Genomic DNA, 16,538 nt, shown 5'->3' on the forward strand with positions numbered 1-16,538 from the left:
CCCTATCCTGCCCCGTCGCACCCGAACAGGGCGAGGGCGGTGTTCACCAGGCCGATGTGACTGAACGCCTGCGGGAAGTTGCCGAGCTGGCGGCCCGCCCCCGGGTCGTACTCCTCGGCCAGCAGCCCCACGTCGTTGGCGAGCCCCACCAGCCGCTCGAACAGCTCCCGGGCCTCCTTCGTCCGGCCGGTCGCGTGCAGCGCGTCGGCGTACCAGAAGGAGCACACCAGGAACGTGCCCTCGCCGCCCGGCAGCCCGTCGACGGACGAGCCCTCGGTGCTGTAGCGGCGCACCAGTCCGCCCCGGGTCAGCTCCTTGCCGATGGCGTCGACGGTGCCGACGACGCGCGGGTCGTCCGGCGGCAGGAAGCCCACGCGCGGGATGAGCAGCAGTGAGGCGTCCAGCTCGCGGGAGCCGTACGACTGGGTGAAGGTGTTGCGCCCGGGGTCGTAACCGCGCTCGCACACCTCGCGGTGCACCTCCTCGCGCAGCGCCCGCCAGCCGTCCGGGTCACCCCCGCCCAGCTCCGGGTGCTCCTCCAGCGTGTGCACGGCCCGGTCGAGGGCCACCCAGGTCATCACCTTCGAGTGCACGAACTGCCGGCGCCCGCCGCGCACCTCCCACAGCCCCTCGTCCGGCTGCCGCCACGCCGTCTTCAGGAAGTCCATCAGGGCGCACTGCAGCTCCCACATCTGCGGCTGGGGGTGCATCCCGGCCAGCCTCGCCAGCGACAGCGAGTCCATGACCTCGCCGTACACGTCCAGCTGGAGCTGGTTCACGGCGTCGTTGCCGATCCGTACGGGGGTGGACCCGGCGAAGCCGGACAGCCACGGCAGCTCGGACTCCGGCAGCCGCCGCTCGCCGGCCAGGCCGTACATGATCTGCAGGTCCGCCGGGCTGCCGGCGACCGCGCGCAGCAGCCAGTCGCGCCATGCCTCCGCCTCCTCCAGGTACCCGGCCGACAGCAGCGCGCCCAGGGTGAGGGTGGAGTCGCGCAGCCAGCAGTAGCGGTAGTCCCAGTTGCGCACGCCGCCCGGCTCCTCGGGCAGCGAGGTGGTGGGGGCGGCGACGATGCCGCCGGTGGGCTTGTAGGTGAGCGCCTTGAGGGTGATCAGGGAGCGGACGACGGCGTCCCGGTGCGGGCCGTCGTAGCGGCAGTGGGCGGCCCACGCCTGCCAGTCCTCGACGCTGTGCCGCAGCGACTCGTAGGGGTCGATCAGCGGAGGGCGCGGCTCGTGCGACGGGTGCCAGGTGAGGACGAACGCGACCTTCTCGCCCGCGGCCACGGTGAACTCGGAGTGCGTCCCGAAGTCCTCGCCCCAGGTGCGCACCTCGGGCTCGCTGCGCAGCCACGCCGAGTCCGGCCCGGCGACCGCCACCCGGTGGCCGTCGGTGCGGCGCACCCACGGGACGATGGAACCGTGGTCGAAGCGCAGCCGCAGCACTCCGTGCAGGGTGACCTCGCCGCTGAGCCCCTCCACGATGCGTACCAGGTCCGGGGCGCGGTCCCGCTGGGGCATGAAGTCGGTGACCCGTACCGCACCGTCCCCGGTCTCCCACTCGGTGTCCAGGACGAGGGTGTCCGGGCGGTACGCCCGCCGTGTGCAGCGCCCGGCGCCCTTGGGGGCGATGCGCCACTGGCCGTTGTCCTCGTCGCCGAGGAGTCTGGCGAAACAGGCGGCGGAGTCGAAGCGGGGCAGGCACAGCCAGTCCACGGAGCCGTCCGCGCCGACCAGGGCCGCGGTCTGCTGGTCGCCGATCAGCGCGTAGTCCTCGATACGGGGATGCACGGGTTACCGTCTTCCCGGCGGGCGACGGAGCATTCGGGCCGGGACCGACGGCTACACGGCCGCCGGTTCCGCCTCGGCCGGCTCCGGGGCGCCGTCCCCGGCCGCCGTCCGCTCGCGGGCCTCGCGGCGGACCAGGAACCACCAGCCGACGGGTACGGCGGCGGAGAACAGCCACCACTGGATGGCGTACGCGAAGTTGAGCGCGGCGTCCTCGTTGCCGGGCCTGCCGATCAGCTGCGGGGTGCCGCTCGCCGGCTCCGGCGCCGTCAGGACGACGTACCCGCCGAGCACCGGGGCGCCCAGGCGCTCGGCCTGCTGCTCGCTGTTGATGAGCATGACCTGCCGGTCCGGCAGGCCCTCGAGGTCCTTGATGCCGCTCGCCGCCGTCGTCTCGTCGGGCATCATCCGTCCGGTGACGGTGATCTCGCCGCGGGGCGGTGCGGGGATCTCGGGGAAGTCGGTCTGGCTGGGGCTGTCCGCGGGGATCCAGCCCCGGTTGACGAGCAGGACCTTGCCGTCGTCGAGGACGAACGGGGTGAGCACGTGGTAGCCGACCGCGTCGTCGGCGTTGGTGCGGCGGCGGACGACGACCTCGTCGTCGGTGTCGAAACGGCCCTTCGCGGTCACCGTGCGGTACCGCTCGTCGGTGGTGATCTTCTTGCCGGGGGCGGTCAGCCGCTCCACGGGCACCGGCTCGGCGCCGAGCGCGTCGGCGACCAGGTCGTTCCGGGCGGTCCGTTCCTCGTAGCGGTGCATCTGCCAGAAGCCCAGCCTGATCATCGTGGGGATGAGCAGGAGGGCGATCAGCGTGAGGATCACCCACTGGCGGGACAACAGGAAGCGGTACACCCCACGACGGTACAACCCGGTCGTGGGGTGCGATGAAGGGGGTGCTGCCGCATGCCGCCGGACGGGCCCGCCTAGACCTTGTCGACGATCCCGGCCTTCCCCTCGGCGCGGGCGCAGTGCGCGCCGCAGTACCAGTGGCCCTCGGCCTCCACGCCCTGCCCGATGATCTGCACCCGGCAGTGCTCGCAGATGGGGGCCATCCGGTGGATCGCGCAGGAGAAGCAGTCGAAGACGTGCACCGCGCCCTGGGCGTGGACCTCGAAGGTCATTCCGTAGTTGTTGCCGCAAACTTCGCATGTCGCCATGCGCCACAGCGTGAGCCGTCGCCGTGGCCCGGGCGAGCGGGCGCCGGGCGAGTCGCCCGGCAATCACCCGTCCGGTGTCAGGCGCCCGTGCGGGGGCTCCCGTGCGGAGGCGGCCGCCGGTCCGGCCGTCCGCCGTACGGGTCAGCCGTCCGCGGGTTCGACGTCCGCGAGCAACTGTCCAAACGCCGCCTCGTCCACCACCGGCGTCCCGTACTGCCGGGCCTTGACCACCTTCGACGTGCCGGAGTCCGGGTCGTTGGTGACCAGCAGGCTGGTCAGCCGGGACAGGCTCGTCGCGACGTGCAGCCCGGCCTCCGTCGCCCGGTCCTCCAGCAGCTCCCGCTCGACCGACGTGTCACCCGAGAAGGCGACCCGCATGCCCTGCTTGAGTCTTTTGCCCTCTTCGTAACGACCCGGGTTGGGATAGGGGCATGCGGGCCTTTTGCGGGAGGGGCGCCAAGTGCCCTGCCGGTAGCCGCCGTAGCCCGCCTGCTGTCCGATCCGGGGTGCGGGCCGGTCCGACCACTCCGTCAGCGGCCGGCACTCGTGCAGCGGCAGCCGTACGCCGCCCGCCGCGGCGGCGGCGAGACTCGGCCGGAACGCCTCGGCCAGCACCCGAGCGTCGTCCAGCGCGTGGTGCGCCCGCCGCTGTACGACGCCGAAGTGCGCGGCCAGCGACTCCAGCTTGTGGTTGGGCAGCGGCAGGCCCAGCTCCTTGGAGAGCGCGATGGTGCACAGCCGTTGGCGCACGGGGGCCTCGCTCTTCGCGCGCGCGTACTCCCGGGCGATCATCTGCCAGTCGAAGACGGCGTTGTGCGCGACGAGCACCCGCCCGTCGAGCCGGGCCGCGAACTCCGCGGCGATGTCCCGGAAGAGGGGCGCCCCTTCGAGCATCTCGCTCGTCAGACCGTGTATCCACACCGGGCCCGGGTCCCGCTCCGGATTGACCAGCGTGTACCAGTGGTCCTCGACCTCGCCGCGCGCGTCCAGGCGGTAGACGGCCGCGGAGATGATGCGGTCGTCGCGGGCCAGGCCGGTGGTCTCCACGTCAACGACCGCGTATCCCTGCGGATACGCGGCCGGCCACGCTGTGGCGGACGACGCTGCGGTCGTGCGGTCTTCGAGCATGGTCCATGAGGATACGGGCCACGACTGACACCCGGACCGCGCAGGTGCCCCGTCGCGCGCCCCGGACCGGTTCCCGCGTCAAGTCCCGCCCGGGGACGGAAGGTTCCCGTCCCGGCGGGCGGCGGGACCGCCGAGGGGCGCCGGGACGGCGCCTGCGGGTGCCCCCGGTGACACCGTCCGCGTGTGACGCAACCCACGCACGACGGCGGCCGCGCCGGGCGTCACCGGCACGCGGGGCAGGGCCGGGCAGCGGGGTTACCAGCGGATCGGCAGCGGAAGCGCCGTCAGCAGTCCCGACACCGCGACCACCACGCCCAGGACGATGATCTCCGCGCGCGCCGGGGAGCAGGCGGTCAGCGGGTCCGCGGCGCGGCTCAGCCGGACCCTGGCCCACAGGGCGAGGGCGGCGACCGCCGCCACCAGGACGACCTTGGCGAGCAGGACCCGCCCGTACGCCGTGCCGGTCAGCTGGTCCGCGATCGTGCCCGGCGGCATCCGGCGCAGCGAACTGCACACCCCCGTGGCCGTGATGGCGGCGAGCAGGACGGCCGCCACGCGCGCGTAGAGCCCCAGCAGGGCCGGCCCGGCCTCCGCGCCCCGCCACAGCGCCAGCACCCGCAGCGCGTACAGCAGCCCGCCGGCCCACAGCGACGCGCACGTGAGATGGACGAGGGTCAGCCCGGAGCCGATCAGCGGGCTGTACTCGGTCGGGGGATGTGCGCGCAGTGCCTCCGCGACGACGACGGCGGCCAGCGGCCAGACCTGGGTGGCCGGCCGGCGTGAGGCGGCGCACAGGGCGGCCGCGAGGAACGCGTTGACCTCCAGGAGCGCGAGCTTGCCGTCCCGGGACTCGTAGAGGCCGCCGACGTCGATGTCGGCCGGGCTGCCCGGCACCAGGTTGCCGGTGGCCACGACCGACGCGAGGCCCAGCGCGGCGACGAAGCCGACCGCGCCCGCGTACGGGGACCAGCTGCGGGGGCGGTCCGCCGGGGCGCCGGGGAGGGAGCGGGCCAGCCGGTCGACGAACAGTTCGCCGACGGGGATGCTCAGGGCCGCGAACAGCACCGTGCGCAGGAGACCGATGCCCCCGCTGCCGGGCGGGGCGGCCTCGCCGGTGCCGTGCAGTGCGGGGGACGGGCCGAACACGGGTATCAGTGCGGCCAGCGCCACCAGCACCAGGACGGCACCGGCCCGGCCGGTACCGGCCGGGCGTGCGTGCCTCCCGGTGTCGGCGCTCCGGGACGGGGGTCTCATCAAGGTCACCTCAAGATCTTCACCAGCTCCCCCAGAAGCGGGCAAGTTCCGGAAAACAACTGGCGGCACGGCATTCCGCACATGAGGACGTTTTCGGCCGCCCCCGCGGTTCGCGGAACGCCGCAGAAGACCCACGAACCGTCGGAAAACCCCTCACACCCACCGCGCGGCATCCGCACCCCAGGGCCCCGGCGGCCGCTCCCAGTCGACCGGACCGCCGACGAAGCAAACCGGCGACAACACATACCGCAACCACCCGACCCGACTCCCCCTCTCGGCCAGCCAAGCCCCGGGCCCCTCATACACATCCCCGCTCCCGCCGCCCACACGGCTCCCGCCGTCCGCGTCGTTCGCGCTGTGCGCGCCGCTCACGCGGCTGACGCCGCGCAGGGTCTCCACGCCATCTGCGCTGCCCGCACGGCTCCGGCCGTCCACGGCGTCCGCGTCGTCCGTACAGCCCACGCCCTCCGCGCCGTTCGCGTCGGGCACGTGGCTTTCGCCGCTCGGGGTCTTCGCGCCTCCTGCGCCGCCCGCGCGGCGAGCGCTGCCCGCACCATTCGCGCTGCCCGCGCTGAACGTGCCGCTCAGGCCGCCCCCGCGGCATGCCCTCTCCGCGTCGCGCACGTCAGCCGCGTCGCCCGCTCCCTCCGCGCCCCCCGGCCCGATACCGGTCGTCAGCCAAGTGGCCGTGCGGGCGAGGGACAGGCGTACGCATCGGGTGCCGCCCTCGGCCGACTGCTCGGTCAGGGACCGCAGCACGCCCGCCGCCAGCAAGTAGCCCGTGCCGTGGTCGAGGGCCTGCGCGGGCAGCGCCCCCGGCCGGTCCGCCGACCCCTCGACCGCCGCGATCCCCGTGGCCGCCTGCACCAGGCTGTCGAACCCGCGCCGCCCGCCCCACGGCCCGTACGCGCCCCACGCCGACAACTGCGCCACGACCAGCCCGGGCCGCCGTTCCGCCAGCGCCTCCGGGGACAGCCCGAACCGGTCCAGGGAGCCCGGCCGGTACCCGGTGACGACGACGTCCGCCGCGGCGAGCAGCTCCTCGAAGGTCTCCCGGTCGGCCGTCAGGTCCAGCCTCGCCGACCGCTTCCCGAACCCCGTGTCGGCCTGCTGGTCGGGCAGTTCGGGCAGACCGGGCGGGTCGACCCGCAGCACGTCCGCGCCGAGCAGCGCGAGCGTACGGGTGGCGACCGGTCCGGCGATGACCCGGGTCAGATCCAGGACGCGCAGCCCCGCAGCCGGCGACGAGACGGGCGCCGGCGCCCAGACGCGCGCGGGTGCCGAGTCCAGCCGCTCACGCTCCACCAACGGCCGACGGGCCACCGCCACGCCCTGCTCGTGCTCCGCCCACTCCCGCGGCGTGCGCAGCGCGACGGCCAGACCCCCGGCGGCGTACACCGCCTCCTCGGCCTCCAGGGCGGACCGTTCCGCGAGCGCCGCCGCCACGAGGGCGGGATCCCCCGGCACGCCCAGGGCGGCGAGCAGCCGCTCCCGGTGGTGCGGATAGTTCGCGTGCGTCCGCACCCACCCGTCGGCGGTCCGCCAGAAACGGGACAGCGGCGCGAACGACACCGGCTCCCGTCCGTCGATCCGCAGATGCCGCTCACTGGTGAACGCCGCGGCGACGGCCCCGTCGTCCACCCGCACCGCGGGCACCCGCGAGAGCCCGGCCCGCCGCGCCGCCGACTCGGCGGCGGCCAGCGCACACGCGCCGACGCAGGCCCGGGCGAGTTCCCGTGCGGGAAGGCGCCCCTCAAGGGCACCCTCCCGCACGGTCGTCGTCACCTGCCCGAGAAGGGCGGGATCACCGCCCAACGCGGACCAGGCGAACGCGATGTCAGTCATGACTGCACTATGCAGTATCGACTGGATCGATATGAGAACCTGCCGGGCCGGCTACCGGGTCACGGCGTCCAGCGCGTCCGCCATGCCCCAGCCGTAGAAGCCGTTGCGGTTCTTCGAGCCCTCGCACACCGCGTCGACCTTGCCGTCGCCGTCGATGTCGTACGGCTTGGTGCACGGCGTGGCGTCGGCCTCGGCGTACAGCAGGGCCTTCACCAGCGCCGGGGAGGCGTGCGGGTGCGTGGACTTGATGAGCGCGGCGACACCCGCGACGTGCGGCGAGGCCATCGACGTACCGGCCATGTAGCCCCACTTGCCGCCGGGCAGCGTGCCCAGGATCAGGCCGCTGGTGGCGGGCGGTGCCGGCGTCTGGTAGGCCGTCGAGTCGCCGCCGGGCGCGGCGATGTCGACGACGCCCAGGCCGTGGTTGGAGAAGGACGACTTCAGGCCCTTCGCTCCGGTCGCCGCGACCGTGACGACCCCCGGCAGCTGGGTCGGGATGTCGTAGCACTCCGACGGGTCGACGACCCGGTCCGAAGGCGTGGAGTCGTTGGGGGAGACCGGGTCGGTGATCTCGTCGGCCGCGAGGTCGTAGTTCTCGTTGCCGGCCGCGGCGACGTTGACCGCGCCCTTCTTCTCCGCGTACCGCGACGCCCGGGAGACGGCCTCGACGAGCGCCTTCTGGTCCGGGTCGTTCTTGCAGTTGAAGTACCACGGGTCGGTGTAGTAGCTGTTGTTGGTCACGTCGACGCCGTGCTCGGCCGCCCACATGAACCCGCAGACCACGGCCTCGGTGTAGAAGAAGCCGTCCGGGTTCGACACCTTGATGCCCGAGACCTTCACGCCGGGCGCGACGCCCGTCATGCCGACCCCGTTCTTGGCGGCCGCGATCTCACCGGCCACGTGGGTGCCGTGCGGGCTCTCCGCCGCCCCCGGCCGCCAGGCGCCGTCCGTGGTGTCCGGCTTGCCCGACACACAGTTGACGGACGCGTTCCGGTCGAAGTTCGGCGCGATGTCCGGGTGGGTGTCGTCCACGCCGGTGTCGATGACCGCGACGGTCACCTTGTCGCTGCCCAGCGACTTCTCGTGCGCCTTGTCCGCCTTGATGGCGGGCAGGTCCCACTGCAGGGACTGGAGCGGGTCCTGGCCCTCGGCGGCCTCCGCGGCGGCCGCCTCCCGCGCGCTGAGCACCTTCGGCGTGCCCACGTCGGTCGTGGCGGCCGAGGGCAGCGGAGCCGTCCGGGTGGCGCCGGCCGACTGCACGCCGCGCACCTTGCGGACGGTCTTGGCGAAGTCCGGGTTCGACGAGTGGACGACGATCACGCCGATCCGGTCGTACGACGTCACTATCGTGCCGCCGGCCTTGGCTATCGCCCGCTTCACGTGCGCCGAGGGGGCGTGGCCGGGCTGGACGTTGACGACGTAGCTGAGCGCGGTCGCCTCCGCCGTGGCCGACGGGGCCTCGGCGGCGGTGGCCTGCACGTTGGGCAGGAACGCGAGGGCCGTCGCCATGGCCATACCGGCCGAGACGGCGAAGGCGCGGCGGTGACGCGGATGAGGCGCTGTCATGTGCTGTGTCTCCAGTTTCGTTCGAGATGCCGAAGTACGGGGGTGCGGGTGCCGAAGTGAGGGTGCCGGAGTGCGGTTCCGGCGCGAGGTCACTTCACCGCGCGCAGCGCGTCGACGATCCCGGCCCCGTAGAAGCCGTTGAGGCGCTTGCCGCCCTCGCACACCGCGTCCTGCGTGCCGTCGCCGTCCTGGTCGTAGGAGGCCGGGCAGCCCGGGTTGTTCGCCTGGGCCTTCAGCAGGGCCTGCAGCTCGGCCGGACCGGCGTGCGGGTACTTCGACTTCAGCAGCGCGGCGACGCCCGCGGCGTGCGGCGAGGCCATCGACGTGCCCTGAAGGAAGCCGTACTGGTTGTTCGGCATGGTGGACAGGATGCGGCCGTTCTTCGACGGCGTGTCGGGGATCTGGTAGAGGCGGTCGCCGCCCGGCGCCGCGACGTCCACGACACCCTTGCCGTACGAGGAGTAGTACGACTTGAGGTTCTGCACACCCGTCGCGCTGACCGTGACGACACCCGGCAGCTGGGTCGGCACGTCGAAGCACTCGTGCGGGTCGATGGTGCGCTCGACCGGCGTGGAGTCGTCGGGGCTGGAGTCGTCGACGATCGCGTCCGAGTCCAGGTCGTGGTTGGAGTTGCCCGCCGAGGCGAGGTGCAGGGTGCCCTTCTTCTGGGCGTACAGCTGGGCCCGGTTGACCGCGTCGACGATGGCCCGCTGGTCGGGGTCGTCCATGCAGTTGTACAGCCACGGGTCCACGTAGTAGCTGTTGTTGGTGATCTCGACGCCGTGGTCGGCGGCGAACACGAAGGCGCAGACGACGCTCTCCGGGTAGAAGAGGCCGTTGTCCGGGTCGCTCACCTTGATGCCGGAGACCTTCACGCCCGGCGCCACGCCGGCGACGCCGATGCCGTTGCGGGCGGCGGCGATCTCACCGGCCACGTGCGTGCCGTGGTAGTCCTCGGCGGTGTACGGCCGCCAGGCGCCCTCGCTGGTGTCCGCCTTGCCGCCGACGCAGTTGGCGGACTGCGACGCGGAGAAGTTCGGGGCGAGGTCGGGGTGGGTGTCGTCGACGCCGGTGTCGATCACGGCGACGGTCACCTTGCTGCTGCCCGGGTTGATCTCAGCGGCCTTGTCGGCGCCGATCGCGCGCAGGTCCCACTGGTCCGCTTCCAGGGGCTCGCCGGCGCCCGCGGCCTCGGACGCCTTCGCGGTCCGCGCGGCCTGCGCGGCGGACAGGATCTCCGCGGCGCCCTCGTCGGTCGTCCCCGCGGCGGTCAGCGGCGCGGTGCGGGTCGCACCCGCCGACTGCACTCCGCGCGCCGCGCGTATCTCCTTGCCGAAGTCGGGGTTCGCCGAGTGCACGACGATCACACCGATCTTCTCGTACGTGGCGACCACGCTGCCGCCGGCCGCGGCGATCGCCTTCTTCACCGACGCGATCGTGCGGGTGTCCGCCTTCGTGTTGACGACATACGCCAGCTTCGGCGCCTGCGTGGACTGCGCGGCGGCCTCGGCCTGCCCGGCGTGCTCGGCGGCCGATGCGGCCGCCGGCAGGAAGCCGAGCGACGCGGTCAGCGACAGCACGACCGGCACGGCGAGGGCCAGCCGGCGTCTGGAACGCAGATGAACCATGGGGTCTCCACATCATCCGGAAACGAAACCGGCCCGAGACACAGGTGGTGCTCGGGCAGGTACATGACTCAGTGGTGCAGGGTGAAGCTATCTCCCGCAGTCGCTGGCCAGCAATGACTTCCCACAGGTGACTTCGGAAAGTGTCGTACGCGTTGAACCGGTGCCCGTGGACCGCCGTGTCGTTGGGCAGGGAGCACGAACACGTTCAGCCCCCGTCACACCGAGGTCCAAGCCCGTCATGTCCGTCGTACGAGGAGACTCCGTGGCCACCGACGCACCGCCCCCCTCGAAAGAGCAACACCGACTCCCCTCGCCCGAGGAGTTCTCCGAGGTGCAGCAGAGCGCGGAGTTCGGTGAACTGCGCCGCTCCTTCCGCTCCTTCGCCTTCCCGCTGACGATCGCCTTCGTCGCCTGGTACCTGCTGTACGTGCTGCTCTCGAACTACGCGGGCGGCTTCATGGGCACCGAGCTGTTCGGCAACATCAACGTCGCGTTCGTCTTCGGCCTCGCCCAGTTCGTCACCACGTTCCTCATCGCCTGGTGGTACTCGCGGCACGCCGCCGCGAAGCTCGACCCCAAGGCCGAGGCCATCAAGTCCCGGATGGAGGGCGGCGCATGAGCCCCGTTCAGCACAGTGTCCTCGCCGCCGATCTCGCGGCCAACGAGGCCAGCGAGCACCGGCCGCTCATCATCACGCTCTTCGCGGTCTTCGTCGTCGCCACGCTGGTCATCACCGTCTGGGCGGGCCGCCAGACCAAGGACGCCGCCGACTTCTACGCGGGCGGCCGCCAGTTCAGCGCCTTCCAGAACGGACTCGCCGTCTCCGGCGACTACATGTCGGCCGCGTCCTTCCTCGGCATCGCGGGCGCGATTGCCATCTTCGGCTACGACGGCTTCCTGTACTCCATCGGCTTCCTGGTCGCCTGGCTCGTGGCCCTGCTCCTGGTCGCCGAGCCGCTGAGGAACTCCGGCCGCTACACGATGGGCGACGTCCTCGCCTACCGCATGCGCCAGCGCCCCGTGCGCACCGCCGCCGGCACCTCCACGATCGTCGTCTCGATCTTCTACCTGCTGGCCCAGATGGCGGGCGCGGGCGTCCTCGTGTCCCTGCTGCTCGGCATCACCTCCGACGCCGGCAAGATCCTCATCGTCGCCCTCGTCGGCGTCCTGATGATCGTGTACGTCTCCATCGGCGGCATGAAGGGCACCACCTGGGTCCAGATGGTCAAGGCCGTCCTGCTGATCGGCGGCACCCTGCTGATCACCTTCCTGGTGCTGCTGAAGTTCGACTTCAACATCTCCGACCTGCTCGGCACGGCCGCCGAGAACAGCGGCAAGGGCGCCGCCTTCCTGGAGCCCGGCCTGCAGTACGGCGCGACCGGCACCTCCAAGCTGGACTTCATCTCGCTCGGCATCGCCCTGGTGCTCGGCACCGCCGGCCTGCCGCACATCCTGATCCGCTTCTACACCGTGCCCAACGCCAAGGCCGCCCGTAAGTCCGTGAACTGGGCGATCGGCATCATCGGGGCCTTCTACCTGATGACCATCGCCCTCGGCTTCGGCGCGGCGGCGCTCATCTCGCAGAAGGAGATCATCGAGTCCAACCCGTCCGGCAACACGGCGGCCCCGCTGCTCGCCCTGCACATCGGCGGCGTCGACTCGGCCTGGGGCGCGATCCTGCTCGCCACCATCTCGGCCGTGGCGTTCGCGACGATCCTCGCCGTGGTCGCCGGCCTCACCCTCGCCTCGTCCTCCTCCTTCGCGCACGACATCTACGCCAACGTCATCCGCAAGGGCCGGGCCACCGAGAAGGAGGAGATGAAGGCCGCCCGCTGGGCGACCGTCTTCATCGGCGTCGTCTCCATCGCCCTCGGCGCCCTCGCCCGCGACCTGAACGTGGCCGGCCTGGTCGCCCTGGCCTTCGCGGTCGCGGCCTCCGCCAACCTGCCGACCATCCTGTACAGCCTGTTCTGGAAGCGGTTCACCACCCAGGGCGCCCTGTGGTCGATCTACGGCGGTCTGATCGTCGCCGTCGGCCTGGTGCTGTTCTCGCCCGTCGTCTCCGGCGACCCCAAGGCGATGTTCCCCGACGTCGACTTCGCCTGGTTCCCGCTGAAGAACCCGGGCATCATCTCGATCCCGTTCGGCTTCCTCATGGGCTGGCTCGGCACGGTCCTGTCCAAGGAGGAGCCCGACGCGGCGAAGTACGCGGAGCTGGAGGTCCGGTCCCTGACCGGCACCGGAGCCCACTGAGCCACCCCCGGACGCGGCCGCTCGTAGATCCCTACGACGCGGCCGCGCCCCACGTCGTGGGATCGGGCCGCTGTCGATGTCGGCGGCGTCACGTAGGCTCACAGATGTCGGTGGAGATGAGTACTCCGCCGATCCGCGTCGAGGGAGGGGGCCACGTGCTCATCGACACCTACGGCCGAGTGGCCACCGACCTGAGGGTCTCGCTGACCGACCGGTGCAACCTGCGCTGCACCTACTGCATGCCCGAGGAGGGCCTGCAGTGGCTGGCCAAGCCCGACCTGCTGACGGACGACGAGATCGTCCGCCTCATCGACATCGCCGTCACCTCCCTGGGCGTCACGGAGGTCCGCTTCACCGGCGGCGAGCCGCTGCTGCGGCCCGGCCTGGTCGGCATCGTGGAGCGCGTCGCCGCCCTCGACCCGCGCCCGCAGACGTCCCTGACCACCAACGGCATCGGCCTGAAGCGCACGGCACCGGCCCTGAAGGCCGCCGGCCTGGACCGGGTGAACGTCTCCCTCGACACGCTCCGCCCGGACGTCTTCAAGACCCTCACCCGCCGGGACCGCCACAAGGACGTCCTCGAAGGACTCCACGCCGCCCGCGAGGCCGGCCTGACCCCGGTGAAGGTCAACTCCGTCCTGATGCCGGGGCTCAACGACGACGAGGCCCCCGACCTGCTGGCCTGGGCCGTCGAGCACGACTACGAGCTGCGCTTCATCGAGCAGATGCCGCTGGACGCCCAGCACGGCTGGAAGCGCGACGGCATGGTCACCGCCGGCGACATCCTCGCCTCCCTGCGCACCCGCTTCGAGCTGACCCCCGAGGGCGCCGAGGAGCGCGGCTCCGCCCCGGCCGAGCGCTGGATCGTGGACGGCGGCCCGCACCGCGTCGGGGTCATCGCCTCCGTCACCCGCCCGTTCTGCGCCGCCTGCGACCGCACCCGCCTGACCGCCGACGGCCAGGTGCGCACCTGCCTGTTCGCCCGCGAGGAGACCGACCTGCGCGCCGCCCTGCGCTCCGGCGCCCCCGACGAGGAGATCGCCCGCATCTGGCGCCTGGCCATGTGGGGCAAGAAGGCCGGGGCCGGCCTCGACGACCCGTCGTTCGTCCAGCCCGACCGCCCGATGTCGGCGATCGGCGGCTAGCCCGCTTCGGGCCCTGCGCCTAGGACCGGTCCCGGGCGCCCTCGGCCGCCCGCCAGTCCTCGAACCTCACCACGTCCTTCAGGAACCCCCGCACTCCGAGGAACTGGGACAGATGCTCCCGGTGCTCCTCGCACGCGAGCCACGTCTTGCGGCGCTCCGGAGTGTGGATCTTCGGGTTGTTCCAGGCCAGCACCCACACGGCGGCGGTCCGGCAGCCCTTGGCGGAGCAGATCGGGGTCGTCTCGTCACTCACAGGTTCGTCTCACAACTACGGAAAGACCACGGAAAAAGGCGACGCCGAGCAGCCACGGGGGGAGCTGCCCGGCGTCGGTCCGTCGCTCCGACGGGGGATGCGGAGCGCGTACGAAGTATGTCACGGCTCACCCGCCGCCCGGCACCGGAACAACATGATTGATCTGAGCTTTTCTTGAGCTGACGCACGGGCGCCGTCCGCCCGCGGCCGGTCCCCACCGGTCACGGCCGGTCGTGCGACTCGCTTCGCGCGCCGGCCACCGGATCGGTCACGGCGTCTTCCGGGACGGATTCCGCCGAGCCGTCGTCCGGACGCGGCGGCATGATCATCGGCGGCGTCGGCGCCGTCACGAACGTCGACGGCAGCGACGGCGCGTTCTCCCGCCCGGCGTTGGCGATCACCACCGCGATGTACGGCAGGACCGCCCCGAGCACCAGGGCCACGATCGCGACGTGCTGCTCCACGTTCCACAGGCAGGCCGCGAGGATCACCGCCAGCGTGCGGATCGACATCGAGATGACGTAGCGGCGCTGCCGCCCGCGCACGTCCTCCTGCAGGCCCGCCCGGGCTCCGGTGATCCGGAACACCTGGGCGCTGCCGCCGGCACTCCGCTTCCGCATCACGTTCCACCATCCGCCCGCATCGGACTCTCCCCGCCCCGTTCCCGTCCGCGGCCGTTCGGGGAACACCGGTCCCGGACAGCTCCCACGTTACGCCGCACCTGCGACGGCCACGAGACCGGGGCACCCCCGGCCTGCGCGGACGGCGTGCGCCGCACCCCGTAGGGCCGTCACCCGTACGGCCGTAGCCGGGATGCGCCGTACGTGGTAGCGCCGGACACTGGCCGTAATGCTCACGTAGAGCCGTACGAGGAGGCATCCATGGGCTGGTTGTGGGCGATCATCGTCGGATTCGTGCTGGGCCTGATCGCCAAGGCGGTCATTCCGGGCAAGCAGCACAGTCCCCTGTGGCTGACCACCATCTTCGGCATGCTCGGCGCCATCGCCGGCAACGCGATCGCCCGGGCGGTCGGCGTCGCGGCGACCTCCGGCATCGACTGGTGGCGGCACCTCTTCCAGCTCGTGGCCGCGATCATCATCGTGGCCCTCGGCGACGCGGCCTACATGGCGGTACGGGGCAATCGGCGACGGCAGCGGATCTGACCGGCGGGACATGCGTCGAGGGGGCGGTTCCCGACACGCCCCGGCGCCGGGAACCGCCCCCTCGTGAGCGCGCTCAGGCGCCCCTGACCTCCACCGCGGCCAGGTTCTTCTTGCCGCGGCGCAGCACCAGCCAGCGCCCGTGCAGCAGGTCCTCCTTGGCGGGGACCGCGTCCTCGCCGGTGACCTTGGCGTTGTTCACGTAGGCGCCGCCCTCCTTGACCGTGCGGCGCGCGGCGGACTTGCTGGCGACCAGGCCGACCTCGGCGAACAGGTCGACGACCGGGCCCAGCTCGGCGACCCGGATGTGCGGCACCTCCGACAGGGCCGCGGCCAGCGTCCTGTCGTCCAGCTCCGCCAGGTCGCCCTGGCCGAACAGCGCCTTGGACGCGGCGATCACGGCGGCCGTCTGGTCGGCGCCGTGCACCAGCGTCGTCAGCTCCTCGGCCAGCGCGCGCTGCGCCGCCCGGGCCTGCGGACGCTCCTGCGTCTGCCGCTCCAGCTCCTCCAGCTCCTCGCGGGACTTGAAGGACAGAATCCGCATGTAACCCGAGATGTCCCGGTCGTCCACGTTCAGCCAGAACTGGTAGAACGCGTACGGCGTCGTCATCTCCGGGTCGAGCCACACGGCGCCGCCCTCGGTCTTGCCGAACTTGGTGCCGTCCGCCTTCGTCATCAGCGGCGTCGCGTAGGCGTGGACGGAGGCGTCCGGCTCCAGCCGGTGGAGCAGGTCCAGGCCGGCCGTGAGGTTGCCCCACTGGTCGCTGCCGCCCTGCTGCATCGTGCAGCCGTAGCGCCGGTAGAGCTGGAGGAAGTCCATCGCCTGCAGCAGCTGGTAGCTGAACTCCGTGTAGCTGATGCCCTCGGAGGACTCCAGGCGCCGCGCGACGGAGTCCTTCGTCAGCATCTTGTTGACGCGGAAGTGCTTGCCGATGTCCCGCAGGAACTCGATCGCGGAGAGGTTCTGCGTCCAGTCGAGGTTGTTGACCATCACGGCCGCGTTCTCGCCCTCGAAGGACAGGAACGGCTCGATCTGGCCGCGCAGCCGCTCGACCCAGCCGGCGACCGTCTCCGGCGAGTTCAGCGTGCGCTCCGCGGTCGGGCGCGGGTCGCCGATCTGGCCCGTGGCCCCGCCGACCAGCGCCAGCGGCCGGTGACCGGCCATCTGCAGCCGGCGCACGGTGAGCACCTGCACCAGGTGCCCCACGTGCAGCGACGGCGCGGTCGGGTCGAAGCCGCAATAGAACGTGACGGGACCGTCCGCGAGCGCCTTGCGCAAAGCGTCCTCGTCAGTGGACTGGGCGAACAGCCCACGCCACTTCAGCTCGTCGACGATGTCCGTCACGGTTCTCGTGTCTCCTA

General features: G+C 72.1%; 15 protein-coding genes. 4 read left to right on the forward strand and 11 right to left on the reverse strand.

The genetic code is table 11. The features are described 5' to 3' along the window. Positions 1–2: 2 nt before the first annotated feature. The 8 genes from H0H10_RS17655 to H0H10_RS17690 all read right to left on the reverse strand — a co-directional run bounded on the left by H0H10_RS17655 (position 3) and on the right by H0H10_RS17690 (position 10,365). Positions 3–1,790: a glycoside hydrolase family 15 protein gene (locus H0H10_RS17655; protein ID WP_188181947.1), complete on the reverse strand. Its 1,788-nt coding sequence runs from the start codon at positions 1,788–1,790 to the stop codon at positions 3–5. A 51-nt stretch (positions 1,791–1,841) separates the two neighbouring features. Next, positions 1,842–2,639 carry an SURF1 family cytochrome oxidase biogenesis protein gene (locus H0H10_RS17660; RefSeq protein ID WP_188181948.1) on the reverse strand — a complete coding sequence of 266 codons (798 nt, stop codon included), beginning with the start codon at positions 2,637–2,639 and terminating at the stop codon, positions 1,842–1,844. A 71-nt stretch (positions 2,640–2,710) separates the two neighbouring features. Further along, entirely contained in the window at positions 2,711–2,944 is a 234-nt protein-coding gene (locus tag H0H10_RS17665; protein ID WP_188181949.1) for a metallothionein, read from the reverse strand. Between the two features lie 141 nt (positions 2,945–3,085). Next, a complete protein-coding gene (locus H0H10_RS17670; RefSeq protein WP_188181950.1) occupies positions 3,086–4,072 on the reverse strand; it encodes a DEDDh family exonuclease in 987 nt (328 codons plus the stop codon). Between the two features lie 255 nt (positions 4,073–4,327). Then, entirely contained in the window at positions 4,328–5,335 is a 1,008-nt protein-coding gene (locus tag H0H10_RS17675) for a CopD family protein (RefSeq protein WP_309141823.1), read from the reverse strand. Positions 5,336–5,479: 144 nt separating this feature from the next. After that, positions 5,480–7,171, reverse strand: coding sequence for a CoA transferase (locus H0H10_RS17680; protein WP_373566849.1), 1,692 nt, complete (start codon positions 7,169–7,171; stop codon positions 5,480–5,482). Positions 7,172–7,222: 51 nt separating this feature from the next. Beyond that, positions 7,223–8,737: a S8 family serine peptidase gene (locus tag H0H10_RS17685; protein ID WP_188181952.1), complete on the reverse strand. Its 1,515-nt coding sequence runs from the start codon at positions 8,735–8,737 to the stop codon at positions 7,223–7,225. Positions 8,738–8,826: 89 nt separating this feature from the next. Then, positions 8,827–10,365, reverse strand: a complete 1,539-nt coding sequence (locus tag H0H10_RS17690; protein ID WP_188181953.1) for a S8 family peptidase — start codon at positions 10,363–10,365, stop codon at positions 8,827–8,829. Between the two features lie 262 nt (positions 10,366–10,627). Here H0H10_RS17690 and H0H10_RS17695 point away from each other — a divergent pair, with 262 nt between their 5' ends. From H0H10_RS17695 to moaA, 3 genes are all read left to right on the forward strand, one after another. Then, positions 10,628–10,984, forward strand: coding sequence for a DUF485 domain-containing protein (locus H0H10_RS17695; protein ID WP_188181954.1), 357 nt, complete (start codon positions 10,628–10,630; stop codon positions 10,982–10,984). Then, positions 10,981–12,618, forward strand: coding sequence for a monocarboxylic acid transporter (locus H0H10_RS17700; protein ID WP_188181955.1), 1,638 nt, complete (start codon positions 10,981–10,983; stop codon positions 12,616–12,618). The genes H0H10_RS17695 and H0H10_RS17700 overlap by 4 nt, the downstream gene beginning before the upstream one ends. A gap of 155 nt (positions 12,619–12,773) precedes the next feature. Beyond that, positions 12,774–13,763: a GTP 3',8-cyclase MoaA gene (gene moaA, locus H0H10_RS17705; protein WP_309141824.1), complete on the forward strand. Its 990-nt coding sequence runs from the start codon at positions 12,774–12,776 to the stop codon at positions 13,761–13,763. A gap of 19 nt (positions 13,764–13,782) precedes the next feature. On the opposite strand, the gene H0H10_RS17710 is transcribed toward moaA, so the two are convergent. Then, positions 13,783–14,016 carry a hypothetical protein gene (locus H0H10_RS17710; RefSeq protein ID WP_188181957.1) on the reverse strand — a complete coding sequence of 78 codons (234 nt, stop codon included), beginning with the start codon at positions 14,014–14,016 and terminating at the stop codon, positions 13,783–13,785. Between the two features lie 221 nt (positions 14,017–14,237). Further along, positions 14,238–14,636, reverse strand: coding sequence for a DUF3099 domain-containing protein (locus H0H10_RS17715; protein WP_188181958.1), 399 nt, complete (start codon positions 14,634–14,636; stop codon positions 14,238–14,240). Positions 14,637–14,897: 261 nt separating this feature from the next. Here H0H10_RS17715 and H0H10_RS17720 point away from each other — a divergent pair, with 261 nt between their 5' ends. Continuing rightward, a complete protein-coding gene (locus tag H0H10_RS17720) occupies positions 14,898–15,179 on the forward strand; it encodes a GlsB/YeaQ/YmgE family stress response membrane protein (RefSeq protein WP_188181959.1) in 282 nt (93 codons plus the stop codon). 73 nt (positions 15,180–15,252) lie between these two features. On the opposite strand, the gene tyrS is transcribed toward H0H10_RS17720, so the two are convergent. Further along, complete coding sequence (gene tyrS, locus H0H10_RS17725; RefSeq protein WP_188181960.1) at positions 15,253–16,521, reverse strand: tyrosine--tRNA ligase; 1,269 nt, start codon at positions 16,519–16,521, stop codon at positions 15,253–15,255. Positions 16,522–16,538: the final 17 nt, after the last annotated feature.

The sequence above is a fragment of the Streptomyces griseicoloratus genome (assembly GCF_014534645.1).
GTDB lineage: Bacteria > Actinomycetota > Actinomycetes > Streptomycetales > Streptomycetaceae > Streptomyces > Streptomyces griseicoloratus.